At 33.1% G+C, this 24976-nt stretch carries 34 protein-coding genes; 17 read left to right on the forward strand and 17 right to left on the reverse strand.

What is annotated here, in order from left to right; all coding sequences use genetic code 11:
• Window positions 1-11: 11 nt before the first annotated feature.
• The 6 genes from HXZ74_RS01540 to HXZ74_RS01565 all read right to left on the reverse strand — a co-directional run bounded on the left by HXZ74_RS01540 (window position 12) and on the right by HXZ74_RS01565 (window position 5501).
• A complete protein-coding gene (locus tag HXZ74_RS01540; protein ID WP_286473530.1) occupies window positions 12-878 on the reverse strand; it encodes a universal stress protein in 867 nt (288 codons plus the stop codon).
• Window positions 879-897: 19 nt separating this feature from the next.
• Window positions 898-1692, reverse strand: coding sequence for an MFS transporter (locus tag HXZ74_RS01545; RefSeq protein WP_286473532.1), 795 nt, complete (start codon window positions 1690-1692; stop codon window positions 898-900).
• Between the two features lie 39 nt (window positions 1693-1731).
• Entirely contained in the window at window positions 1732-2397 is a 666-nt protein-coding gene (locus HXZ74_RS01550; RefSeq protein ID WP_286473534.1) for an MFS transporter, read from the reverse strand.
• Window positions 2398-2469: 72 nt separating this feature from the next.
• Window positions 2470-3639: an HlyD family secretion protein gene (locus tag HXZ74_RS01555; protein ID WP_286473537.1), complete on the reverse strand. Its 1170-nt coding sequence runs from the start codon at window positions 3637-3639 to the stop codon at window positions 2470-2472.
• Between the two features lie 27 nt (window positions 3640-3666).
• On the reverse strand, window positions 3667-4983 hold the full coding sequence (locus tag HXZ74_RS01560) for a TolC family protein (RefSeq protein WP_257468187.1): 1317 nt from the start codon (window positions 4981-4983) through the stop codon (window positions 3667-3669).
• Window positions 4984-5048: 65 nt separating this feature from the next.
• Complete coding sequence (locus HXZ74_RS01565; protein ID WP_286473539.1) at window positions 5049-5501, reverse strand: MarR family winged helix-turn-helix transcriptional regulator; 453 nt, start codon at window positions 5499-5501, stop codon at window positions 5049-5051.
• Between the two features lie 1039 nt (window positions 5502-6540).
• Between HXZ74_RS01565 and HXZ74_RS01570 the strand changes: the two genes are divergently transcribed.
• The 8 genes from HXZ74_RS01570 to HXZ74_RS01605 are packed head-to-tail and all read left to right on the forward strand — an operon-like array spanning window position 6541 to window position 11192.
• A complete protein-coding gene (locus HXZ74_RS01570; protein ID WP_219034791.1) occupies window positions 6541-6930 on the forward strand; it encodes a single-stranded DNA-binding protein in 390 nt (129 codons plus the stop codon).
• An 11-nt stretch (window positions 6931-6941) separates the two neighbouring features.
• Window positions 6942-7190, forward strand: a complete 249-nt coding sequence (locus HXZ74_RS01575) for an addiction module toxin RelE (RefSeq protein ID WP_219034792.1) — start codon at window positions 6942-6944, stop codon at window positions 7188-7190.
• A complete protein-coding gene (locus HXZ74_RS01580; protein ID WP_219034793.1) occupies window positions 7171-7683 on the forward strand; it encodes a DUF1281 family ferredoxin-like fold protein in 513 nt (170 codons plus the stop codon). Before HXZ74_RS01575 ends, HXZ74_RS01580 begins: the two co-directional genes overlap by 20 nt.
• A gap of 6 nt (window positions 7684-7689) precedes the next feature.
• Window positions 7690-8223 (forward strand): prtrc system protein e, encoded by a 534-nt coding sequence (locus tag HXZ74_RS01585; RefSeq protein WP_219034794.1) that lies wholly within the window; start codon window positions 7690-7692, stop codon window positions 8221-8223.
• A 17-nt stretch (window positions 8224-8240) separates the two neighbouring features.
• The gene (locus HXZ74_RS01590) at window positions 8241-8459 is read left to right on the forward strand and encodes a PRTRC system protein C (RefSeq protein ID WP_219034795.1); all 219 of its coding nucleotides are present in this window, start codon (window positions 8241-8243) and stop codon (window positions 8457-8459) included.
• A gap of 16 nt (window positions 8460-8475) precedes the next feature.
• Window positions 8476-9633: a hypothetical protein gene (locus HXZ74_RS01595; protein ID WP_219034796.1), complete on the forward strand. Its 1158-nt coding sequence runs from the start codon at window positions 8476-8478 to the stop codon at window positions 9631-9633.
• Window positions 9634-9648: 15 nt separating this feature from the next.
• On the forward strand, window positions 9649-10374 hold the full coding sequence (locus tag HXZ74_RS01600) for a prokaryotic E2 ligase family D protein (RefSeq protein ID WP_219034797.1): 726 nt from the start codon (window positions 9649-9651) through the stop codon (window positions 10372-10374).
• Window positions 10371-11192 (forward strand): PRTRC system ThiF family protein, encoded by an 822-nt coding sequence (locus tag HXZ74_RS01605; RefSeq protein ID WP_219034798.1) that lies wholly within the window; start codon window positions 10371-10373, stop codon window positions 11190-11192. Before HXZ74_RS01600 ends, HXZ74_RS01605 begins: the two co-directional genes overlap by 4 nt.
• A gap of 155 nt (window positions 11193-11347) precedes the next feature.
• Here HXZ74_RS01605 and HXZ74_RS01610 read toward each other — a convergent pair whose 3' ends face one another.
• Window positions 11348-11950: an HNH endonuclease gene (locus HXZ74_RS01610; protein ID WP_219034799.1), complete on the reverse strand. Its 603-nt coding sequence runs from the start codon at window positions 11948-11950 to the stop codon at window positions 11348-11350.
• 361 nt (window positions 11951-12311) lie between these two features.
• On the opposite strand from HXZ74_RS01610, the gene HXZ74_RS01615 reads away from it, so the two are divergent.
• The 7 genes from HXZ74_RS01615 (at window position 12312) to HXZ74_RS01645 (ending at window position 15809) form a co-directional block, all read left to right on the forward strand.
• The gene (locus HXZ74_RS01615) at window positions 12312-12737 is read left to right on the forward strand and encodes a hypothetical protein (protein ID WP_219034800.1); all 426 of its coding nucleotides are present in this window, start codon (window positions 12312-12314) and stop codon (window positions 12735-12737) included.
• A gap of 2 nt (window positions 12738-12739) precedes the next feature.
• The gene (locus tag HXZ74_RS01620; RefSeq protein WP_286473542.1) at window positions 12740-13453 is read left to right on the forward strand and encodes a hypothetical protein; all 714 of its coding nucleotides are present in this window, start codon (window positions 12740-12742) and stop codon (window positions 13451-13453) included.
• Between the two features lie 84 nt (window positions 13454-13537).
• A complete protein-coding gene (locus HXZ74_RS01625) occupies window positions 13538-13816 on the forward strand; it encodes a hypothetical protein (protein WP_219034802.1) in 279 nt (92 codons plus the stop codon).
• Window positions 13817-13860: 44 nt separating this feature from the next.
• Window positions 13861-14106, forward strand: coding sequence for a hypothetical protein (locus HXZ74_RS01630; RefSeq protein ID WP_219034803.1), 246 nt, complete (start codon window positions 13861-13863; stop codon window positions 14104-14106).
• Window positions 14107-14731: 625 nt separating this feature from the next.
• Window positions 14732-15091, forward strand: coding sequence for a DUF6876 family protein (locus HXZ74_RS01635; RefSeq protein WP_219034804.1), 360 nt, complete (start codon window positions 14732-14734; stop codon window positions 15089-15091).
• Between the two features lie 66 nt (window positions 15092-15157).
• Window positions 15158-15382, forward strand: coding sequence for a hypothetical protein (locus HXZ74_RS01640; RefSeq protein WP_219034805.1), 225 nt, complete (start codon window positions 15158-15160; stop codon window positions 15380-15382).
• 4 nt (window positions 15383-15386) lie between these two features.
• A complete protein-coding gene (locus HXZ74_RS01645) occupies window positions 15387-15809 on the forward strand; it encodes a hypothetical protein (protein ID WP_219034806.1) in 423 nt (140 codons plus the stop codon).
• Between the two features lie 249 nt (window positions 15810-16058).
• Here HXZ74_RS01645 and HXZ74_RS01650 read toward each other — a convergent pair whose 3' ends face one another.
• From HXZ74_RS01650 to HXZ74_RS01685, 8 genes are all read right to left on the reverse strand, one after another.
• On the reverse strand, window positions 16059-16535 hold the full coding sequence (locus HXZ74_RS01650) for a PH domain-containing protein (RefSeq protein ID WP_219034807.1): 477 nt from the start codon (window positions 16533-16535) through the stop codon (window positions 16059-16061).
• A gap of 141 nt (window positions 16536-16676) precedes the next feature.
• Window positions 16677-17426: a hypothetical protein gene (locus HXZ74_RS01655; RefSeq protein ID WP_219034808.1), complete on the reverse strand. Its 750-nt coding sequence runs from the start codon at window positions 17424-17426 to the stop codon at window positions 16677-16679.
• Entirely contained in the window at window positions 17423-17677 is a 255-nt protein-coding gene (locus HXZ74_RS01660; protein WP_219034809.1) for a DUF3853 family protein, read from the reverse strand. The genes HXZ74_RS01655 and HXZ74_RS01660 overlap by 4 nt, the downstream gene beginning before the upstream one ends.
• A 48-nt stretch (window positions 17678-17725) precedes the next feature.
• The gene (locus tag HXZ74_RS01665) at window positions 17726-19762 is read right to left on the reverse strand and encodes a toprim domain-containing protein (RefSeq protein WP_286473544.1); all 2037 of its coding nucleotides are present in this window, start codon (window positions 19760-19762) and stop codon (window positions 17726-17728) included.
• Complete coding sequence (locus HXZ74_RS01670; RefSeq protein ID WP_286473545.1) at window positions 19725-20078, reverse strand: helix-turn-helix domain-containing protein; 354 nt, start codon at window positions 20076-20078, stop codon at window positions 19725-19727. Before HXZ74_RS01670 ends, HXZ74_RS01665 begins: the two co-directional genes overlap by 38 nt.
• A gap of 438 nt (window positions 20079-20516) precedes the next feature.
• Complete coding sequence (locus tag HXZ74_RS01675; protein ID WP_286473548.1) at window positions 20517-20825, reverse strand: hypothetical protein; 309 nt, start codon at window positions 20823-20825, stop codon at window positions 20517-20519.
• Window positions 20826-20867: 42 nt separating this feature from the next.
• The gene (locus HXZ74_RS01680) at window positions 20868-21683 is read right to left on the reverse strand and encodes a DUF4846 domain-containing protein (RefSeq protein WP_286473550.1); all 816 of its coding nucleotides are present in this window, start codon (window positions 21681-21683) and stop codon (window positions 20868-20870) included.
• Window position 21684: 1 nt separating this feature from the next.
• Window positions 21685-22062, reverse strand: a complete 378-nt coding sequence (locus tag HXZ74_RS01685; RefSeq protein ID WP_286473552.1) for a VOC family protein — start codon at window positions 22060-22062, stop codon at window positions 21685-21687.
• A 327-nt stretch (window positions 22063-22389) separates the two neighbouring features.
• Here HXZ74_RS01685 and HXZ74_RS01690 point away from each other — a divergent pair, with 327 nt between their 5' ends.
• Together HXZ74_RS01690 and HXZ74_RS01695 are read left to right on the forward strand one after the other, a co-directional pair.
• On the forward strand, window positions 22390-22896 hold the full coding sequence (locus tag HXZ74_RS01690) for a hypothetical protein (RefSeq protein WP_286473557.1): 507 nt from the start codon (window positions 22390-22392) through the stop codon (window positions 22894-22896).
• A 42-nt stretch (window positions 22897-22938) separates the two neighbouring features.
• Window positions 22939-23574 carry a hypothetical protein gene (locus HXZ74_RS01695; protein WP_286473560.1) on the forward strand — a complete coding sequence of 212 codons (636 nt, stop codon included), beginning with the start codon at window positions 22939-22941 and terminating at the stop codon, window positions 23572-23574.
• Window positions 23575-23605: 31 nt separating this feature from the next.
• Here HXZ74_RS01695 and HXZ74_RS01700 read toward each other — a convergent pair whose 3' ends face one another.
• Both HXZ74_RS01700 and HXZ74_RS17225 read right to left on the reverse strand, forming a co-directional pair.
• Complete coding sequence (locus tag HXZ74_RS01700) at window positions 23606-24163, reverse strand: hypothetical protein (RefSeq protein WP_038334375.1); 558 nt, start codon at window positions 24161-24163, stop codon at window positions 23606-23608.
• Complete coding sequence (locus HXZ74_RS17225) at window positions 24163-24975, reverse strand: exonuclease domain-containing protein (protein WP_407933286.1); 813 nt, start codon at window positions 24973-24975, stop codon at window positions 24163-24165. Before HXZ74_RS17225 ends, HXZ74_RS01700 begins: the two co-directional genes overlap by 1 nt.
• Window position 24976: the final 1 nt, after the last annotated feature.

The raw sequence follows: 24976 nt of genomic DNA on the forward strand, positions 1-24976 counted from the left end.
AATAAAAATTTTTAGTTGTTATAAATTGTGTTGTTATTATAAATTAATAAAGCAATATCTGAGTATTGAAGTAAATTTTTACTGTGATTGATTTTGAATATTCTTTGCCAAAAACTTAAATCTCTATGAATGATAGAAAGTATTTGTGTGTTTGTGTTGTAAGCATATTCCATTAAACCAATTTCAATATTTTCTTTGTTAATTACATCAATAATTAGATTATTTTCTTTGAAATTTTCTAGCCATTTATCAACTTTTGCTTTCACCATTTCCGTTTCTTCTATTGATTTTATAATGTGTACAAAATTAATTTTGTAACCATATTGCGCTGTTTTTTCAAATAATCTTTTAATAATTGGAATTTCGGTATCATTCAACATAACGGCAACAGACAAACTATTGCTGTTTACAAAAGTTGCTTTCTCCGGAATCGCCAATATCGGGATAGAACAATTATTGATTAAATTTTCGGTATTAGAACCAAATAGTTTTTTATCAACCGTATTTGCCCCGGATGTTCCCATAATCAATAAACTAATATCGTTATCGTCAATATAGTTTAACACCACTTCCAAGAAAGGGCCGTTTTCTAGGTGAAATTCTACCGGAACGTCTTTTTGATGATATTCTTTGGCTATTTTTTCTAATTTTCCTGCTTCAGCTCTAAATTTTCCCCATTCTTCTTTTTCTAAATTATTTTTGTAAGCATTAGCCATCGCATGTACTTGCATTTCTTCTACTTCATCTTTTGCCTCCATAATAGCAGTAATATGTAGAATGTGAATTTCTGCCTTTGTTTTTTCTGCAACAGATAATGCATACACAAAAGCATTTTGAGCTACTTTTGAGAAATCGGTTAAAAAAAGTATTTTTTTCATTTATTTTCTCTTTATTTTTTTAAGACAATTTGTATCCTTTTACCGAATTTCCTCTTATTCTTTTTCGCAATAAAACCACTCTTCTAAAATTAAATTTTCCGTAAGAATGAGTGAATATATACAGTAGTATTGGCAGCAATAACCAAATTAAAGAACCCAATACTATTTTAGAAGAAGCCATTACGGCATTTAAACTTATATTTTGATATATCGCCATTCCGTTAGGAATTAATCCCACATCTAACTGATTAAACATATCGCTCAAACTTTGCCATTGTGCTTGGTAAGAAGCCCAACTGAGAATGGCACTTCCAATGGCAGCTCCTAAAAACGAACGTACTGCAATCAAGATGCCCATCATCCCAAGAAGTAAGTCCATAGATAAATTGAGAGACGCATAAAACCATACGCCTATAAAAAGTATGCCCATTCCCAAACCTTTGATAATCATTGCATATTCTAAATATTCAATATTCATATTGGGTTGAATAATTGCGTATAAAATATAAGAGTGCAACGCAAAAGCAACAAAACCAGAAGCGATATAATATTTAATTGGCCATTTGTTTTTGAAACCAAAGAATGCCATAATTCCCGAAATTATAATCCCAGGAACCATCCATAAATTAGTATGTGCATTTACCAAATTATTATACCCTAATACACCAACTGCATATTGAGTATAAACCGATGTACTTGCCATATAAACCCCTAACAACAAGAGTAAAACTGTTGCATGAATAACGTTAGGACGTTTGAATACTTTGAAATTAATCAGCTTTCGTTTTAAGAAATTTTGACGGTAAATCAACAAACCAAAAAGTACTAATCCGCCAAGTAACGAAGCGTTAATCTAAGGCGAAATAAACCAGCCTTGTTGTTTCATAAACACAAAAGCATAATTGAAACACATAAACGAAGCTGCAAACAAGACCAAGGAAAGCCAATCGATTTGATACAAAGGCATTTTAAAACAAAAGCGTTGGTTGTGCTGAAAAATTTGCGACAATGCAGCTACTACCAGCATTACAGCTGCCATCATAAAATAAGGTGATTGCCAACTTCCGTTGAAAACCAAAGTCGAGAAATAATAAGCAGAAACCTGCGATAAAACAATGGTTAGTGGATAAAAAACCGAATAAAATCTTCCGTTATCTCCCGTAGGTGCAATGATAAACATTAAGGGCAAAAGCATTTCAATCATCGGAAACATTTTAAAAAACCCGATAAAAAAACTACAAACCACCAAAATCCAAGGATTTTCTGTTGTGCCACACATATACAATAAAACTGCAATAAGAATAGCACAGGTGGTAATAATTTCTTTACTACGAAAACGCATTTTTACCCGTAACACGATAAATATGGAAGTACCCATACCAATTGCTCCAGCATTATTTGCCAAAGAAATATATTCCGTATAGGTTGCCATTGCACCCGAAACATCGGTAATCGTACTAACATACACACCCGAAACGGTCAGTGTTGCAAATATAATTACAAGTATAAGCAATAGCATCAACGGCTTGGGTACCCAACTTGCAAATGGACCTTTGTTATACATAATTTATTTTTGAGATTTTATAATCTTCTATTTCAATGTTACTTCGAGGTTCATACCGGCACGAAGTTGTTCTAAATCTTCGGGTTTATTCTCTTTTGTAAATTCAATACGAACGGGTAGTCGTTGTTGAACTTTTACAAAATTTCCAGTTGAATTATCCAACGGAACAGCCGAATATTTGGCACCTGTTGCTCCGGAAATGGCAGTGATTTTTCCTTCAAAGACTTTTCCTCCAAGGGCATCAATTTTAATTTTTGCAAGACCTCCAATCTTCACATTTTCCATTTGTTTTTCACGGTAATTTGCAGTAACCCAAATGTTTTTGCTATCTACAATGGTTGCTACTTGCTGACTTGGATTTAATAATTGTCCGATATTTATCGTTCTTCTTCCCATAATTCCATCGTGAGGAGCTGTGATTACGGTATAAGATAAATTCAGTTTTGCCATTGCCAATGCGTTTTCGGCACGTTTGATTTCTGCTTCGTTCAATCCTAATTTTGCTTGTACTTCATTCACCGACAATTCGCTTGTTGTTTTTGAATTGATAACCGATTGGTATTGCGAAATCTGTGCTTCCAATTGTGCTTTTTGTGCTTCAAAATCAGTTTTCATTTGGTCAAATTGCTGACGAGTAACCGCTTCATCTGCCAATAAATTTTTGTATCGATTAAAATTTTGCTCAGCATTCCACAGTCGTGCTTTTGCTGCATCCATGTTTGCTTTTGCTGCTTGTACGTTTGCACCCATTGTATTCACGTTGTTTGATGCCGTTTTTACCGAACTATTGGTTGCATTTAGCGAAGCCATTGCCGACATATACGCCGCTTCTGCTTGCCCAAGTTGGGTTTGAATTTCTCTATCGTCTAAGATGAGTAGCGTATCGCCTTTCTTTACAAATTGGTGTTCTGTAAAACGGATTTCTTTGATATAGGCAGAAACACGGGTATTAATCGGGTTAATAAAAGCCTCAACCTGAGCCGCATTGGTGAACTTATCATTACCCACATTAAAGTATGATTTCACAACAAAGTAAAAACCAATAGCAACCAAAATCAATACTAAAAGATTGACGATATTCAATTTCTTTTTAGGTTTTTTCTTAGTTTTATTTTGAGGTTGAACCGTTTCCGTTTGTGGAGTTTGCTCGTTATTCTCTATGTTTTCTGACGAATTGTTTTCTGTATTTTGTGACATCTTATTTCTTATTGTTTAATTTGATGATTATAGATTTCCGCTTTCTTTTAGCAATTTGTAATAGGCATAAATGATATTAATTTCTGAATTGGAATACTGTAATTCTGCATCTAATTTGGCATTACTAGCATCTAACAAATCCAGCAAAATTGCCAATTGATTGTTGTATTTGCTATTCATAATACGATAGTTTTCGTCTGCCAATTCGGTATTGGTTTTTAGCGTATTGTTTTGCGTAAGCGACTCATTGAATTTGATATAAGCTGCATTTACAGCCACATCAATCATTTGTCGGGCTTCATTGGCTTGAGCAATGGCTTTGTCTTTTTCAAACTGTGCTTGTTTTACTTTTTTTGGCGATTTGTATAACGCATCAATATTAAAATTAAGAGCCAATCCAGCACTCCAACCATTAGAATACATATCAACAACAGGCGATGTTGTGGTAATTGGTCGAGCCAATTTATTCCCTGCAAAAGCTGATAGTGAAGGCATCATTTCTGCCTTTGCTATTTTTTGTGAAGTTTCATAAATATCGATGGTTTTTTCGGTCATCAAAACCGTTGGATGATTTTCAACTAACGTTCTATAATCATCGAGTTGTAAAACCGTAGGAATTTGCTCTATAACCGATTGATCAATCAGAATTTGAGTGGTATCGGGCAAACCCAAAGCAGTGGTTAACTGTTTGTTTAAAATCTGACGGTTATTTTCAACCACCTGCAAAGCGAGCTTCAGGTTAGAAAGTTGTAATTCTCCACGAATCACATCATTTCGGGTAACCATTCCTTGATTATAAAATTTATTGCTATTTGCCAATCGCTGTTCTGCTAACTGAATATTTTGTGCATAAACCGCTTTTTGATTGTCTAATTTGTATAAATCTAAATAGTAGCCCAATACCAAAAGTTTGATGCTTTGTTCGTTAGATTGATAATTCAATTGCATCAATTCCTCTTTAAGCGATTGCGCTTTAATGCTGTTTTTTACGGTTCCTCCTTTCCAAAGTAATTGAGAAGCATCAACAGTGAAAGAGTTCCCAAAATGAGGCATCTCAACCTTTGTCGAATTAGAAAAATCTTTATCAATAACGTAAGAATCGCCTATATAATACGCCTGTAAACCTGTGTTAAGACTTGGCAACATGGCATTTTTGGCAACATCTACACCTTGCGAAGCGATAGAAATATCGGCTTTAGAAACGGCAAGATTGGGGTGATTTTCTTTGGTGAGTTCAAACAACTCCTCGATGCTAATCTTTTTTTCTGTAATTTGTTGTGCGTGAATGGTGGTGGTTGTTAAAACACCAATACATACCATCGCAATTAAGGGTTTCATTTTCATTTGTAATTTAAGTTTGCTGTAATACTGTTTGAATTCAAACTATTTAGATAAAAAAATAGAATTATCTATTCTCTTATGGTGTCAAAAACTTTTTTAAATACTACTGTTGTTCTTTCAAGTTCCTCATCGGTAACATCTGTTTGAAAGGATATATACATTTCTTTTAAAATTGGAATTAACTTTTGTTGATAAGCCTCTCCTTCCGAAGTTAAGGCCACCAAATTATTGCGTCTGTCGTTTGGATCTGGGTTACGTTGTACCAAACCTCTTGCAGTCATATTATCAATCAAAGAAGTAATGCTGGCTTTGTTTCGGTTGGTTTTATCGACAATATCTTGTTGTTTAATATTGTCTTTTTCCCAAAGAATATGCAACACTTCTAGCATTTCGATGGTAACATCAATGTGATGCTCTTTCATTTTTTTTGAAAAGTGATTGCGAACGACCTTGCGAATATCTCGTATAGTAACTATTAAAGATAAAATACTAGCAATGTCTTTTTGATCTTTTAATTTCATAGGACAAAGATATAAATAAAACAGTTTAATATCAAACTATTTTTGTTTGAAATTATGCCTTCATATACATGTGATCCACATTTATGAAAAATATACAACTTTTTAAGATAATAAATTACCAAATCAGATAGTAAAATTAAATAAACAAAGGAGCATAATAGGATAATTTTTAGTCAGGTAAAATTAATTATTGGTACCGTTAAAAATCAATATATCATCTATTAAAATTAGAATAGGTTTCATAATTAATTTAGGTTAAAAAAATGCCCCAAATGTGTCTGAATCTGATTTCTTTTTTCAACAAAATATTGTTCACTAGTTTTGATAATTGCTGCGAGCCGTTTAAAGTAGGTAGACACATTCATTGCTTAATCTGTTTCTTACTAATATTTCAGCAATTACGTTAGAGTGAGACATAGTCCCTTCAATAGTTGGAATCCTTATTGGAACTGATACTAAAATCGAATTATCAAAATATAATTTTTCCTTAAAATACATTTATACATTATTTAAATTTAAAAGACCATTATTATAAGTAAGCGTTACTCTCATATTTTAAGTTAATCTTCCAATTCAAAAACATCTGCCAAATCGTATCCAACTGTGGTTTTGCTTTTTACTGTTGCAAATGTAGGGCAGCATCATTCACTCAAAAAAATCTTTTTGGGTTTCTATAAAAATTCTTTCCGCCTTGCTCCAACAATTTTTCCAGACACTCCTAAACTCTCAGAGCAAAAAGATTTCAAGCCCGATTCAAAACTTGTAAGCAATTACGGGAATTGAATCGGGTTTTGTGTGCCTGATGCTGTCCTGTAATCATCGGCAAAGAAAAAGCCGGAACCTCAGTTATACGAATCAATTTAACAGCAGACGTTCTTTGACATCAACGAAAAAATTAACAAAAACAATAAAGACAAATAATGCTTTTCTCAAAAAGAAAAGAAAAAAAAGAAGCCGAGTGTCCTCGATACCAAATCAATTCACTCGAAAATTTCAACCAACAATCAACTAAAAAATTAACAAAATAAATCGAAAAATTATGAACACAATCGTAGGCAGAATTACAAGAAATGCAGAAATCAACACATTAGCAAATGACAAACAGGTCGTTAATTTTTCAGTAGCAACCAACGACAGCTACAAAACCAAGCAAGGCGAACGCAAAGAACAAACCACCTATTACAATTGCTCATATTGGATAAATGCCAAGATAGCAGAATATCTTACCAAGGGAACTTTAGTGGAACTATCGGGAAGAATCAGCAGTAATGCGTGGATAGGCAAAGACGGAGAAATAAAGTCGGGATTAAACTTCAATACTTCACGGATAAAATTTCACGGAAGCGGACAGAAATCACAAAATTACAATGAACCAACCGAAACCTCTAATGTTTTTACAGAAGAAACAGAGGACGATTTACCATTTTAAAATTCAGAAATATGGAAGCACAATTCAATTTTCAAGTTAAACACAGAAACACTGAAATAGATTGGGAAGATGTAGCCGTAGGTTATCAAATCTTTTGCGACAGAACCACCGCAGTACGCTATGCGAGAAGAATCTCAAAAATTTTTCAATCTGAAATCCGAATGACCGAGGGAACTAATCCTTTCAAAACAAGCGGTACTTACATTTACGAAAAAGCAGAACCTTTAAAAATCAAAAATTATGGCAAACTGGTGCAGTAATACAGTTGTTTTCGAGGGAAGTCCCGAAGCAATTGAACAAATGAAATGGTTGTTTCATGCAATGGCAACCAAAGAACAGCAGGAACAAAAAGGGCAACTTCCCGAGTGGGTAAATCAACACAATGGCGGATATTTCTTCGATTTGTATTCTGATGACAATAATACAGAAGTATTTCAGTATCAAACCAAATGGTCGCCAAATATTGAAATCGTACAAGAAATAGCAGAACATTACAAAGTAGATTTTGTGCAGGATTACGAAGAAATGGGCAATCTTGTCTACGGAAAAGCAAGGTACTACAACGGAATACTTCAAGACATCTATCTCGAAGATGAAGATTTTGAGCAGTACGAATATGACGAAGAAACCGATAATTACCACTTTGAGGGCGAGACCTATAACAGCGATGCAGAAATCTTGGAAATTCTTTTAGAACGAAAAATCAACGGTCAATTATCTAAAATTGACCATCAACCGACAACAATCAACTAAACTAATATGCAGGCCAATTTTTTCAGACAACTCGCAAAAATAAATCTTTCGGGAGATTTGCAAATCACGCTTCGCCCGACCACAGAAAACAGTTTTGTCCTTTCCGTATTGCTCAATAATGAGCAATGTGGGGATGAAGCAAGAAAGCTCATTCCGCCTTTGAATCTTCGGGGAACAGCCGAAGAACTCGACAACGGATTTTTTGAAACCATTTCCGTACCGTTACAGACCGCTTCGGGATTAATGGTGGATATGGAAACCTTTATGAAACAGCTTGAAGAAGCTAAAAAGCAATCCGCAATGGAAAAGGAAAAAGCGGACAGGGAAAAAAAGGAAAAGGAAGCCAAAGCGAAAAAATACAAGGAAGCGTTCCAAAAAGCCGAAGCACTTGAAAAAGAGGGCAAATACAAAGAAGCGTGGTCGGCACTTCCCAAAATATCGGAAAACCCCGATTTTGCCGAAGCTATTCGCAAAAAGCAGGATGAATACGAAAGTCATTTCGCCCATAATCTTTTTTCAGAAACTCCAACCGAAGTCTAATCTTAAAAATCAGAACAATGTTATTAGCAACACAATTAGAAAGGGTTTTTATCCTCAAAGACAACGGACAGGAAATTCGTTTGACAGACCCCGAACCCAAATGGAGCGTAGAAGCGGTTATGAATTTTTATGCCAATAATTACCCGATTTTAACCACCGCTAAAGTTTCCGCACCAAAAATTGAAGATGATACCGTTCAATACTTATTTGAAAGCATAATGGGAACAAAAGGATAATTTAAAACCGTAAACAATGGAATATGCAACACAATATTATATCGGGAGCAATCAGCGTTCCCGAAGAACAGCAACAACGAAGATTACACCGACAGTTGGGAGAGTTCGCAAAGTGGCTTCAAAAACCGAAAACAGCGAACGAGATACGGAAAGACAAGCAGAAATCCGTACCAATAGCAATGCTTCCAATGGTTTTCTAAAGTGCCGATTTCTACCGAAACAGGAAGAAATATCAACCATACAAGATTGTAAAATAATTGCAAGAACAGAGAGGGATTTTTATAAATCCCTTTCCAATTTTGCCCGACAATACAATATTGAACCAATGCAGACCAAAGATTTTAATTTTCCCTATAATATGGCTTTGGCAATGTGGGATATAGAAAACAAAGTGAAGTACACCAATGAAGATTGGAAAAGTTTTAAGCTCATTCGGAACAATAAGAAAATCCATTTTGCGAAAGAGGAACGATATTATACAGGAACATCTCTTTATTATGTTCCCATTGTACCGCTTTTTCAAATGCTCCACGACAAGAGTTGTAAAAAGAACGCCCAACTATTACTTTCGGTTTGCAGTTATCTGTATCACATTGTAGATGTTCCTTATTACAGAAGACAGGAAAGCTATCTGTATTGGATATACGAAATGCACGAAGATTGGATAGAACAGGGTGATGAAGCGGAAGAAGATATACAGGAGTTCAGGCGTGAATTTATAATATCGAAAACCATAGGCGACAAAATAGAGCAGAAGTTGTATAACCGGAAGAATCTGGAAATGTTTGAACAGCGTTTGAACCATTTTGAAAGTCACACCGATTTTGACCGCAATTGCTATAAAGTTGCTTCCGATGCCTTTGCTCTTTATACGGAATATCCGAAAACATCAATTTTCAGAAATCAGCCAACTCCCGATAAAAACCCATATTTTGATGATGAGAATAAATCAATCGGAATGGAAATGTATATTTCTTTTGTTGCTGATACCAAAGGTAACCTGTATAACAACATTGAAGAAAGTATTAATGCAGAGTTCAACGAATACGGAAGTGTCGAAGAACCTACTGTTTATACTCCCATTAACGAAACCGCAATTATCAAAGCTGATTTTGATTTTGAAAACCGTCTGTTTACCCTAATGGATGATTTATACAAAGTATTAGCTATTTAAAACAACAAAACAAAAATGAATGATATAATTGATACAGCCGAAGACTTCGGAACATTGTATGAACCAAAGTCCGCATTGGTTTTTTATGAATCCTTAGATAATAATGAAACAATGTATGTAGAGCATTTTGATATGGACAGAAACGGAAATCCAATCAATGCCCACCCTTTGACCGTAAACGAAGCCAGAGCATTGGCAAAGTCTTTACATTCCGATGAAGAAAAAGACAAAACTTTTCTAAAGCAAAAAGGAATTTTGCCTACCCATATTCTGAATATCAATCCGAGCCAAAACGGTTCAGTGATTTGGTACACTAATGCACAGCTAAGACAAATGTACTTTGTGAAAAATCTGGAAATTTCTAACGGAACAGCGGAAGTTCCTGCAATGCTTTGGTATGCCGATAAAGAAAACCTTTCCGTATTTGCATTGGCAAATGACAATAGACCAACCGAAAGAACACCATTGTACTACTCCCCATTTTTCAATGTGTATGAAGATGGCAAGGTATGTATGGGAACAGTAGATGTCCATATCAAAAATTCGGTTTCGGTAGAAGAATTTACAAAGGCGTGGGAAGATTATTTTTTCAATTCCTATTTCAGTCATTTATTGGACAATTATAATCCGATAAAAGGGAACTGTGTAAACCTTTGGAAGAAATTAATTGAAACAAAAGAAACCTATCCTGTCAAAACATTGAAAAAGAATAATAAAATCCTTAAAAACCTATTACGATGAATACAGAAAATGAAACATTCAGAACCAAAGTCCACTTTACGGACAACGAGTTGCTCAATCCTGCCAATCCGATTTCGGTAAACCTAATCGGAGCAGGAGGAACAGGTTCAAAAGTCTTGACCGCTTTAATGGAAATGAACCACAGCCTGATTGAATTACGACACGCAGGATTGCAGGTTCGTCTGTGGGATGATGATAGTATCACAAGCGCCAATTTAGGAAGACAACGTTTTGCGGAATGCGAAACAGGATTATATAAATCCGTTGCTCTAATCAATCGTGCCAACCGTTGGGCAGGTACAAACTGGAAAGCTGAAACCGTAAAATATGAAAAAAACAGTTTTGGCAGATTGCCAGACAATGCAAAAGCAATGATTACCATTACCTGTGTGGACAGTGTAAAAGCAAGGTTCGGTGTTGCTGAAATTCTGAAAGAAAAAGACAATTACAGGAATTACAGCAATGAACCGAGATATTGGTTAGACTTTGGCAATAGTAAAGATATAGGGCAAGTATTGTTATCTACCGTAGGAAATATTCGACAACCCAATTCTAATAAATACGAAACGGTTGGAAATCTCCCTTTTGTTACGGAAGAGTTTAGAGAACTGTTGCAACAATCCGAAACCGAAGATGATATGCCGAGTTGCTCACTTGCAGAAGCATTGGAAAAGCAGGATTTATATATCAATTCTACTTTGGCACAAATGGGATGTTCTCTTTTATGGAACTTATTCCGCAACGGACTGACCGAAAACAGGGGATTCTTTCTTAATCTGAAAGATTTCAGAACCCAACCCATAAAAGTCGCCCGATGAAAATTCGGGCGGCAAAAATGCAATTCCTCCCTGTGGTCGGAATCGCATTTTTGCTGTTTAAAGCGGATGCAACCTCTTATCAAAATATTTTTCCTGTACTTTTCCTTTGGATTTTTTTGAAAAGAAGTTGCGGGCTATTTAGTACAGTAATGAAGTTACTGTTTTTTTAGATTATCAATTTTCTGCATTAATTCTTCATAATGTATTTGTGAATGACATTCTGCACAAACAGAAATTAAATCTTCTAACTTTTCATTAAAAATATTTTTATAAGTTAAATGATGTGCGTGAAATGCCGGTCTGCTTTTACATTTGGTACAGGTATATCCATCTCTTTTGAAAACCATTTCTCTTTTTGCTCTCCATTCAGGAGATTCCAGATACTTATGATATTTTCCTTTGGGTGAACTCAAATAATTAGAATATGATACACTCTCATATATAAGTTTTTTATCAAAGTTTACCTTTTCTCTCCATTCTTCAAAATATTCAGAATCAAACTCTCCGCGAATATCAATATCAGATGTATATTTCACAGGGAAATTTCTTTTAGCTCCTCCACAATTTTTACATTGCTCATATAATCTGAAATTTGGAAAAAATTTAACGTCATTAACAACAATTTTGTTAGGGTTTCGACAACACTCGTCAGAACGTTTTATTTCTTCATACTCACAATTTTTACATCTATAAATATCGTGATATTCAGCTTCGTAGTATTTTTCAAGAATACCATTTTTACATCTGCTACAATCCATAAATTTTAATTTTACTGTGGAAAGATAATCAGCATCGATTGCTTATTGGCAGACCATCAGTTCGTTTTCAGTATGCAAAAATACAAATCCCGTTTCTGCTCAAAAAAATCTTTTTGGGTTTCTAAAAAAATTCTTTCCACAAGCTTCAACAATTTTTCCAGACACTCCTGAATCCTGCGGACAAAAAGATTTCGCAGCCTTCATTCCAATGCTTCCATTTCGGTTTTGGCTGAAACGGAATTTCTATCGTCAAAAAGCAATGAAAAACGACACACAGGTCAGACAAAAAAGCAAAGCGTTCTTTGACATTTCCGAAAATAATTAAAAAAATAGAATCATTAACAATTATAAATTTCAAAATATGAGAACTAAAAAAACAGAACAAATAGAATTTTTCAGTTTAGGAAACGGTATTTCGGTTTGCGATACCAACCGGGAAGTAAACGGAGATTATAAGAAAGTAGCTCACATATCAAAATACAGAGAAGTAAATTTTTTATGTCGGGTTTCAGATGAAGCAAAAAATAAGATACTGTACTACGCTGAAAGTGCAAATCCAAGAATTTCCATGACACAGGATGAACCTGTTTTCATCGAGAAAACATTCAGGTACAATGTTAATTTCAAAGAATTTAAAAAGGTCTGCTATGCCTATAATCTGGAACAGGCATTTACAGAAGCCGATGTATTTGCAAGAAAACATCAATTATCTTCAGACTTTACGATTGACGAAACAGAAAAGTTCGTAGAGAATCCCCCTTATTTCGGCATTAAAGAACCACTTTAAAAATGAGAAAATTAGAAATTAAAATACAGAACAAAAAAGGAAACGAGCCCAAATACAAAGCAAATTTGGGTTTTGTTTCCCCTTTAATGAATGCAGAACGTCTGTTATTGCCAAACCACAAAAAAAATAAAATAGATACTTATCAAGCGAAAACGACTTTAAGCCAAGCCGAGAAAATGGTTGAAGGGCTACCCCTTTCAGCAGAAGAGTATCTCAATATTTTGAATATTGAAGGACTCAACGAATTTCCTCCTGAAAAGTTTCAGATTGTTCTAAAAACCATTGACGATTTTTTTAAATATCATGGATATCCAAAAAATGAATATCCGCTCAGGGTATTCTATGGCTTTAAAAAACTGACGAAAAAAATAGTAAAAAAACCTTCTGTAATAATCCTTTATGAGAATGGATGCTCACGATTAAATGATAAATATGTTCATAGAGCAATGAAAGTTACTTATCAGAGATTACAGACAGATAAAGAAAAAGAGGATGCCAAATACAGTAACAGATTATTTTCAAAGTATGAATATTTTATCAATGAGAAAGTCTGGAAAGGTAATGTTGATGCAATTCTACGACATAATTTTTCTGCTGATAAAAATAATGTTCCGAAAGATGAAAGGGAGCATATAAGAGAACTTCTGAAAAAAGAAGTCTTCGATTTCTACGGAGATAAAGTTTCAAGATTTTTTCAATCATCATTTGATTTTTGAGGCTATGATTATTAGAGAATAAAAGAGAACACTATTTTATAGAAACCATTGAAACACTAAAGCAAATAAATTAAAAATTTCAATATGAAAACATTCACTCAAAAATTAGAAAATTTAAGAGAATCGGCATATCTGACCATAGTCAACCATTTAACCTTAATAGGAGAAGAAAGCTGTCACAGTCATCAGATTATTATTCCTGTCAGAAAGGAAAATTTGCAATTCAACCTCAATAATGGCAGGTGGTTAGAGGAAATCGGAAGTGTTATTATTGATAATGAAGGATACCAATACGGTTTATCCGTTCTTGATGATGAACAGCTATGCAGTATTACTGACCACATAATAGAGTTAGCAAAATAGACATTCAATAATCAGATATAAAACAACCCTAAATAATAAAAATTATGACAACAAAAAAATACAAAACAGAAACTCTTTTAAAGAGGTTGGAAAAATATGACGAAAAATACTATGAAGCAATCTGTAAACCGTCAAATATTGGTTTTGGCTATGGAATGCGGGCTTATCACGCATTAAAGGTTCAAAATCCACCAGAATGGAAAATCCGGGATAAAGCGGTATTGATCGCTGATGAACTCACAAAGCGAGGGGTAACATTCAGAACCAGTTATCTAAAGTTATCAAATTAATTACTATTAAATACCTACAAACAATATATATAATCTGATGAAATCAACACATTTAATTTTTAGCATAAGAATTAAACCTACATCAGTACAAAAACTTCCCGAGCCTTCTATAAATCATTTCTCCTGTCAGGTTCTTAAATCCCGATAGTGAATTCCTGAATTTATTGATTTTTCTCTCTTGAATATTTCTTTATTAAGTTTTGAGCAGGTAAGATACCACCGTATTTTTTGATTTTTCCATTTCTTATTCCCTTAAAAGCATTACCCCGTAGCTATTTCAGCTGACCTGTAGTTCGTTTTCAGTTTGCAAAAGTATAAATCCCATTTCTGCTCAAAAAAATCTTTTTGGGTTTCTCAAAAAATTCTTTTCACAAGCTCCAACAATTTTCCCAGACACTCCTGAATCCTGCGGACAAAAAGATTTCGCAGCCTTCACTCCAATTCTTCCATTTCGGTTTTGGCTGAAACGGAATTTCTATCGTCAGAAAGCAATGAAAAACGACACACCGGTCAGATAAAAAGCAAAGCGCTCATTGACATTTCCGAAAACAATTCAAAAAAACAAAAACAAGCGAACGGTGTCCCTCGTAGAAAACAATTATTAACAATTTAAAAATTTTAGATTATGAAAAATCCAAGTATTTCAGCAAATGAATTTTACAACGAGTTTATGGGAACCGAATCCTACTATTCCTATATGTTCGGAATAGTTCTGACAGATGGTGTGAAAACCATTGCAGACGAAGAAAAATGCTATTGGTTTCTGGATGCCATTGCATCTTATCAGTTTGAAGAAAAATTTAAAAAACAGGAATTCCAGATTTGGAAAATTGAAAGAATCGGAGGAACTAAGTTCAAACTATCCGCAACAGACGGAAATAATAAAGTCTTAGCTACCCAAGAAATTACATATTCCGATTTCTTTTTTCAGGAATTTACCATTTGGAAAGAAGATAAGGTGTTATTACTTCCAAGCGAACATTAATACCTACAAAACCTCACGATGTACAGGCTAATCGTGTTTTATTAATAACTCTTAAATAACAATGATATGAATAAGAAAGAACTTGCTGCATATAACGCAAGAAAATTAGAAAATATGAATAAAGCAAAACAGCTAATAAAGCATCCTTTCATAGAAAAAGAAGGGTTTGTTATTCAGGTAGAATGTACCGAAAAAGAACATTCTGCTTACTGTGCAAAATTAGGATTTAGCGGGATGTACTCCGATAAATCCGGAAAAGGATCCTTACTGAACTTTTATCAATACAAATAAGATTATGGGAACTTACTCAATTATTTATCTTAGAAAGCCTGAAATGGCAAAAGAAGTCAATGAGCTTCTGAAAGAAAAATACAATCTTGAATACGAGAAATATAACGGAATTGAATACGGTATTTTCTTTTCTCTGGAAATGTTTGATGAAGATTTAAGATTTATGAATGAAGACGAAGAAGGAAAAACCAATCTTCCTCATTATGAACGTCCGATTTCTAAAGAAACCTATTATTCATTATTGTTTGGAGCAGGAAATTGCTTTGGTGATATTGGAACATTTTGTGTCAAAATTTCCTGTGTTACTGAAGAAGATATAAAAACAATCAAAACTTTACAGGAATTTTCCAAAACTCCTGAATTTAAAAAGTATGTCAATTTTAGAAAATCTAAAAATCTTCGGAGATTGCTGAATACTGAATTATAACTTAGGTTAAGAAGCAATAGTAAATTATTTCCCATTGCTTTTTTATTTTTTTACAAAATCTTTCTGAAGAAGTTTTCTATCTATCGGGTGGCAAAAATGCAATTCCTCCCTTTGGTCGGAAACACATTTTTGTCTGAAATTGGAGCAATCCCATTTCTAAAACATTCCCGTACTTTTTCCTTGATATGTTTTTGAAAAGAGGTTGTGAGCTGATTTTATTGAAATTTGAATACCGATGAAACAGATAATTTATTTAATCGAATTATCTTTTAGCATCATTATGGCATTCCTCAACTCCATTGGATATTCAATGAAATACGTATGCGTTACACCTCCGGTAGTTACAACCAGCGTTCCGAAATTCAAAGCCTTTCCTAAAAAACTTTGGTGCTGGTACATTCCTTCGAGCTTGTTTAATGAGAGGTCGAAAAGTGTTTTGCCTAATATTCCTGTAGAAAATGTGAGATGGGTATCGGTAACATAAATTTTTGTGCTTCTGTTCTTCAGTAAACGGAGTAAGCCTCTGATGAAAAGATAAATAAGAAAAAGAGAAATAATACCAACTAAACCAAGCATATATTTATAACCTAACAATAAAAAAGAGATAACTCCTACAGAACCAATTATGATAAAGAAAACTGGAATTACATAGGAAATCCAATGGATTTTGGCTTCATAATTAATAGTTGGATTAAATCCCTCAGATTCAGCAAGTAAGTTTTTCATAAATTGTGTGTAAATTTTCGTCTAATTTAGTGAAAAAAGAAAACAGTAAAAAGCCAAAATGAGAAAATTAATGTGTCCCAATCCATAAAATTTTAGATGTCGGAAGAGGAATTCTGCATCGTTCCGGTAAACCTTGTCTTCTTATTTCTTACTTTCATCAAAAGTTGATTTCGGACGTTTGATGCTTTGTAAGGCGATTTTGTTCTGAGGAGCAGAATTTTGGGATTCCAATTCTGTTTGAAGAAAAGGCATTGTGTTTTTTATGGAAGACTTCCAGTTCGTTATCGGCTTGTTATAGCCATTTTTCCATTCGTTTCCGAGCCAACTCTCATATTTTTCTTTAATAAGATGGTCTAATTCGGGAACATAGCTTTCCAATGTTTTCGCATATTCTGTAAATTCGTCCAAAGAAGGAATAGTACCGGAACCCGGAATAGGTATTGCAACAGGAATTTCCGGAGGAGCATCGGGAGACAAATTTTGATTCTGTGGAGTTTCTCTTTTCTGTGGCAATTTTTCGGTAGTTTCCTTTTTTTTCGGAATTGGCTTTTGACTCCTTTTAGTCGTCGAACCTCCTTTGTCAGTTTCAGGCTTTTCAAAAGCGGATAACGTCGGTGCATATTCCCGAAGAATTTTATAATGTCCCGGAAGCCCGTTTTTAGATTGATATTGAATCATTCCCAGATTGCTAAGTTTTTGGCGTAAAGTAATAATGGTGGGTCTTGTGATTTTCAGCCGCTCGCAAATTTCGGTATCCGAAAGCTTGAAATCATTTTCCTCATTTTTTTTCCATATTTCCAACAAAAAAAGGTAGATGGAAGCTGCGACAGCTCCCAACGGTTCTTTTTCGTTATGTTGCCAAAACTGCCTGATTAATCCCGAATAATTCATTTTTTATGCAGAGCCATAAGTTGCATTGCTTTCTCTTTATCTATGATAATAAGATTTCCGTTCTGAATGATGGCATCATCCAGAATTCCGCTGGACTTTAGTTCCGCTGCTTTCGAGCGGGAACAGCCCAGCATTCTGGCTAACCCTTTAAGCCCATATTCATACTTTTTTTCAGAAACAGCGGTTCTTTGTAATTTCAGAAACTCCTCAACAGTCAACTCAAGCAGTGGTTTTTTCGGATCGATATTCATAGTATTTTTTGTTTTTATAAAAAGTATTCAGGCAATTTCTTTGAACTCTTATTTTTTGAACTCATAATTATTTTCAGAATCTTTGACAATCAATCCTTTCTCACGCATAAATTTAATATAGCTCTTTGCCGTTCGGTCTTTGACCGCCATCATATTTTGGAGCTTCTCACATAATCCGGCATAGGTATAATGCTTTTGCTGTGAAAATAGAGTCCGGGCAATATTTGCAAGTTCGATCTCTTTTCGTTTCTCTTTTTCTTCTTTGGTCTTCTCTCCGATAAAAACGTGCATTCCTTTTTCTTTATCCCACGAAAACTGTATAAGTGGAACATCCAAAGGACTTCCGTCCCTTACTTTCAGTGCCTTTACAACAGAGATTTGAGGATCATCATCTTTTTCAATGGATAAAATGGCAGCTGCTTTTCTTTGAAGCTCGCTTCCGAGATGTCCCCGAAGCTTTAATCCGTTGGGTGTGAAATGCAGTACTCCGATTATACAGGTTTTATAAATTCCAGCCATACGGTAGAGCTCATCAATTAAGGCAATGCTTTCTCCTTCATCATTCGCACAGCGTATCAAATCAGCTATTCCGTCTATTACCACCATATGAATTCCTGAAAATTGGTAATAAAATTTATCCATACTCTGCAATATTGCCTGCAACCGTTCTTTTCTTGACATACCGGCTAAACAGTAAGCTTTGAAATATCCTGGCATATTTTCTCTTCCGGAACGTTTCAGGATGCCTGAAATATTTTTGTACAGCTGGGTTTCGGACTGTTCGGTATCGTAAAGCAAGACGGCTTTTCCTTCAGTATTGGGAAGGATATTACTTCCTAAAGTATCTATATAGTCATCCTGACGTAATGTTCCGGCAATCAGGCTTCCTACATAATTACTTTTTCCTGTGCCTTCACCTCCCGTAAGTCCCATTAAATTCCCTTGTGTTCCCAATGGAACATCATTAATGGAAATCAGCGTTTGCGATTGTAAGGGAGGCTGTGTAAAGTTGATTTCGCAAGGTTTCAGTATCGCCATAGTTTCATTATATAATTGGTCTAAAAATTCAAGGAATAATTGATTAAAGTCATTTTTGGTATTTCCCATTCTGAAATAATCGGAAATATCCTTTTCCTGTTTAGCTCCCGAAAGAGGAAGTCTCAAACGGTTTACTCCGAAACCGGATAGTTGTTTCTGATGCTTGATTGAAGCCTCCAATCCTGTTTTATCCACATCATATAAAATCAGAATGTGTTTGAAACGGTAGGAAAGCTTTTTAATCAGGCTTTCAGGTATTGAGCTTGTTTCACTGTTGAAGCAAATCGCATAAAATCCTTTGGAAGCCAATGACAATACATCCTTTTCTCCTCCGGTAATAAACAGGGTGTTTCCTTTGGCGGGCAATTGTTCCAATCCAAAACAATACGATTCAGGCAGATTTCCACCGTACAGGAAACGGATTTGGGAAAATGGACGGTAAATTTTCACATATTTTTTACCGAAATACCCAAATATAGGTTCTTCTGTCGAAGATTGTATGGTAAAAGGTTTTGAATCTTTATTTTCACTCGTGAACTCTTCTAATGAAACCACTTTGTATAATTTCAGGATTTCACGGGTAATGCTATATTGTTTCCAAAACTCAATTTCTTTCAGTGTAAAGCTACGCTCAAATACGGAATAAGGTTTAGGATGATATGGTTGTTCCTTTATTATGTTTTCCTTTTTGCTCTCTGCTTTTGCTCTTGAAGAATATCTGTTTTGGGGCAAAATATATCCGTTTTCCAGTCCCAAATTCATTTCTTCATTGATCTGTTTCAGTATTTCTGTAAAATCTTTAGTACAGTCCAGGTTTTTAATTTTTCCTACAATTGAAAAACAATCTCCGGCATAATCAGGAGTCCCAAAATCCTTCATACGATACATACCACTTCGCCGGTCAAAGTAGATGTTGCAGGAAGCTTTGGTATCATCATAAAAAGGATTTTTAAAATTTCTGCCTACGCGCCAATCTCCCGGAAGGTAGTGTTTGAAAATATCCAGTCCGTCACGGGTGCAGCTGAGCACTTTGTTTTTGTCTAACATTCTTTTGGTGGTTTAGAATCAGGTCTTGTAAGCATTCTTCGCTCCGGCGGATCAGGTTTTCCTGTAACATCCTTTTAATTTCGCTGATCTTGTAATAATTTTTTCTCCTTATTCGGGAATAGTTGATTTTGTTTTCACTGCGTAATCTTTGCAGAGTGCGGTCACTAATCTTCAAAAAGGTGCATACCTCATAGCTATCTACCCAACTGTCCTCATCATCATTTGTGTTTTGCTGGGAAATAACATAATCGAAAATTGTGTCCACTTTTGACATCAAGTTTTTAAAAGCTTGTGATTCAATAGTGATTACTTCCATTAGTTTTTTTAGGTTTATACACCAAAATTAGTGGTAGTAATCGTCAAATACCAATTGAAAGAAGGTCAATAACGGACAGGAAAAAGACAATAAAAGACAATTAATTTTATCCGAATAGTATAAGTCAAAAAAATAAATTTATGCTTGTTAACTTTTTTGACATCATCAGCAAAAAAGAAAGAATGTTTCTGATAGAATTAAATTCAGGCTCATAAGGGCAGGTGCAAGGTGCAAGTATTATATAATACTTGCACCTTGCACCAGTCCCAAATGCTGATGAATAAAGGATTGGTGTTTTGAAAAATTTTGGTTAAATTTGCACTATGAGTGGTTTGCAGACAAAAAGTGGACACACAATAGGTCAAAATAGCGCAGGAAAAGCTCTAAATCGTACCCCTCGATTGAAAACACATCCGTTTAATGTTGAATATTAGCTGGTTATGTTTTATTTAGTAATTTTAATTTAAAATTCGATATATTTTTTTCATAAATAATCAAATCATTAATATTCCCAAATTCAATTCCTAAGATTTTAGCATTTGTCATTTTAGCCATAAATAAATGGGCAAGTTCGTGACCTATAATTGATAAACGAAATATAACAAAAGCAAAAATAAAGTAGTAAAATAATTTTACTATTTGAAAATATTCAGGATTAACAAAATATAATAATAAAAATGGCAAAGAAAAAAAGAATAGCTTTTTTGGGACAATGGCAAAAAATAAATTGTAAATGTTATAGCCCATAAATGTGGAATTAAGATTTTAATATATAATTCAAATTTACGTTTAATCCCACGTTTTCCAATCATCACTTGTAAACAACCATTCTGGAGTTTTAATTTTACCTTGTTGTACTTTATACCAAGGATTTATTTTTTTATCCATCGGATTATTAAGAATCTGAATTTCTTGCGCAGGCATATAACTTTGAGCAAGTAAAACAATTTTTTCGCCTTGTTCATTTTTTGCAAAATCGACTACCATAACCGCGTGGCCATAAGGATTTCCTTGTTGCAAAAGAATATCTCCAATTTTTATCTGTTCAAAATTTGCCGATTCTAATTGATTTTTCAAAGAAGCTGTATTCGCATAACTGAAAACATATTCCAAATATTTCCAATAATTTTCTGGTGAATAATCTCCATTTGCAAAATCAGTAAACTTGCGTGGTTTTCCGTCCGATAAAAAGTTGAAAGAGATTTCATCATAACGCTTTTGTTGGTAGAGAAAATCAGCTCTCAAACGCATTGTAGCATCTGCACATTGATGTAAATCTTTGTTTCCAATCGGTAAATCAATCACCGCATTATATACATTATTTACAGGTTTTTCTTTTCCATTATAATATTTTACAAGTGTTCCAAAGTCTTTCAATTTTAGATGTTGTAGAAAATAGCCGAATTCATTTTGATTATAATTTTCTCTTTGAAAACCTTTTGGTATGGAATATCGATCAATTATTTTATTTGCTTTTTCGTTGATAAAACTTTTTTTCTCAACAATTTTTTGAATTGAATCTTGATGATTTTTAGAATTCGTTGAATTTTCATCTTTACAACTGAAGATGAAAAATGGCAATATGAAGCAGATATATTTTTTCAATTTATTTAATTCTAAAAGGTGAAACAATGACAACAAATCCATCAGGATCTAAGAAAGAAATTCCGTTATCATTCCAATATGGATTTTTAGATTTTATTGGTTTGATCTGATGAAGTTCTAAACGCTCAATAATTTCGTCATATTCTTGTTGCGTCGTTGGATAAAATACCAAACAATCGTCTTCATCAAAGTGATGATCGATATTTTCGTGAGTTGTTGTAAATTCTAAATGCCAATCTAAATTAGGTTTTCCAATAAAAATACCATCATATCCATTGTGATTTTGAAACTCTCCAAGGATTTCAAAATTTAAAACTTTTATATAAAAATCCCTGATTTCATTGATTTGGTTGGTATGTCGAGCGACTCTAAATTGCATAAAATTCACTATTATTATTGATTGAAAATTAGTATATTTTATTGAATTTTATGGAAATATTTAATTATGTTTAAACAAAATCTATATACAAAACTTTTTATCTGTTCGCTCTGTGTTTTTATTATAGGAATATTCTCGACTGGATATGGCTATAATTTGGATTATAACAAAAACGATTATGGTGTATATTTTTTACTTGTTGGATTTCTTTTTATCATCATAGGATTTATAATCGGTGTGTTTAGCTTAATAAAAGGATTTGTAAAAATATATCGAAAATAAATACTTTAATTTTACTCATATAGTTTATATAATATATTGATTTAGATGAAAAAAATAGGATTCTTTTTCGTACTCGTAACATTTTCTGCGATGACTTCTTTTGCTCAGAAAAATGATAAAGTTAAAAGTGAAGAAATTAAAGCGATCAAAGCAAATTTTAGTCGAATTAATTCGATTAAAAATTGGACAAAAATAAAAGAAGTTGAAACTGATGATTCTACCGAAGGTGGTTTTATAAATTATTATTTTTTGAACGATAAATTAGAAAAAATTGTGGTACGAAAATTTGGAGAATCTGGTCAATATTTGGCTGAGTATTATTTGTTGAATAATAAATTGTCTTTCGTTTTTGAACAAGATACAACTTATAATTTTCCTTTGTATTGGAAAGAATTTAATGATAAAAAATCGAAAATTGAAGAATTTCGTTATTATTTTGAAGATAGAAAATTGATTCTTTTTATAGGGAAATCTAAAAATTATAAGACTGAAAGTGAAAATACTTTAGTTGAATTTGATGAATTAATTAAGATGAAAAATAATCCTAAATAAATTATTTATAATAGTTATATTACAATTTGATTAACTTGTTTTATGTTCAAACTATATCCGTATCATTCTTGTTCTTTAGTATTATTGTTTCTATTAATTAATACACAACATTTTTGGATTCATGAAACTGGAATTTTCTTGATTATTTTCTATTTAATAGAACTTATTTTATTCATAGGATTAATTATTTCTACAATACTAAAGTTGTATAAATATTTTGATGATGATGAAAGAAATTTCAAAAAAGGAATACCTGTCTTTATTAGTATTATTGTTTTGACTTTGGTTTTTCTATATTCATCGGGAATAATAACTGATAAAACAATATATGGAAAAGATAAATTAGTCGCTTATAGTAGAGGAACAATAGATTGTAAAACAACTTATTATTTTAAATCGAATGATGTTTATATTGAGGATTCGTTTTGCTTTTTCCCATCACGAGAAGTTGGTAAATACTATCTGAAAAATGACACAATATATTTTGATACTATTACTAATAAACAATATAAATTCGGAACAATAAATAGAAAAGATTCCATTTTAGAATTATATTATTTAGAACCTCGAACATTCAATTTTGACACATTGAAAGTAGATTCCACTATTATTAAAAGGAAAATTGAAAATTCAAAAAGTCATAGTTTTAATATCTCAGAAATAAATAATCTTGAATAAAAAAATCCGTCAATTGACGGATTTTATCTTTTTAATACACTTCTTCTTTTTTGAAGAAAACTGTGTCATTTCCTTTTCTAAATTTCAGTTCCGAATATCGAATCGTGTAATCATCAGACATTCCGTAAGTTTCTAAAATAAAATTATCTTTGAAACGATAATTTCTATTGGTTTTATGTTTTGCATTCGAGCCTAATTCTTCTTTCAAACTCAGTGTTTCTGGAGAAATTTTGAAGCGAGGATCAGTTTCTATTCGATTAATAATTGTATTGACATCGGCAGAATCCATAATCAAAACTGTTTCTTGTTTCATGTTTTTAATTCCAGAAATATCTGTCGAAACAATTTTTAAATTTCCTTTAAACCCAATTCCAGCTTGGTGTAAATCGGTTTTCAAATCATCATTAGAATACATTTGACTTCTGTAACCATATTTCACGATCGGAATCATCACAATAAAAAATATCGCAAGCGAAACTATCATTGCAGATTTGTTGTAGCCTGCCATTCGCAATCCATAATAGATAAATGGAATCAAAATCAATAATACAATTCCGAATATAATGACAGCAATTAATCCTGATTCCATTAGTCGTTAATCATATTTAAAAATTCGTCCTCGGTCAACACGACAACTGTTCCTATTTCTTCTGCTTTTTTCAGTTTACTTCCTGCTTTATCGCCAACAACCAAGAAATTTAAGTTTTTAGAAACTGCAGAAATATTTTTCCCGCCATGATCTTCCACCATTTTTTGTGCATCAGTTCGATTGAATTTAGTCAAAGTTCCTGTAAACAAAAACGTTTTGCCTAATAGAATATCGGTTTTTATAGTGTTAATAGAAGATGCATTAGATTTAGGTTTTCGAATTCTTTTTTTATTATCATTTTTTATATATTCAAATGCATTATCCCTAAATTCATTGAAAATTTGCCCACATATATAAGCATCTTCTAATGCATTGTGATAATTATTTTGATTAAATTGAAAATAACTAGCAAGAGTTGAAAGTTTATAATTTTCTAATTCTAATAGAGACTTAGAAATTTCTAAAGTACAAAATGATTTAAAATCTGGTTTGTGAATTTTATAATAATCTAAGGTTTTATTAAGAATTGTTATATCAGTAGATGCATTATGCGCAACAATATTTTTATCAATGAAAAAATGCTCTATTTCATTCCAAATTTCATCAAATTCTTTTTTGTTAAAAACATCTTCAAGAAATATTCCATTTATTCTAGAGTTTATTGGATTAAATTTTAAATCTATTGGTTTTATTAATGTATAATATTCATTAATTGGCTCTCCATTTGAAAATTCAACTATACCTAAAGAACAAGGAATATGTCCGTATGATGTTTCAAAATCAATGGCAACGAAATCATTATAAGTATCCATT

Origin of the sequence: Empedobacter sp. R750 (assembly GCF_030324345.1) — a bacterium.
GTDB lineage: Bacteria > Bacteroidota > Bacteroidia > Flavobacteriales > Weeksellaceae > Empedobacter > Empedobacter falsenii_C.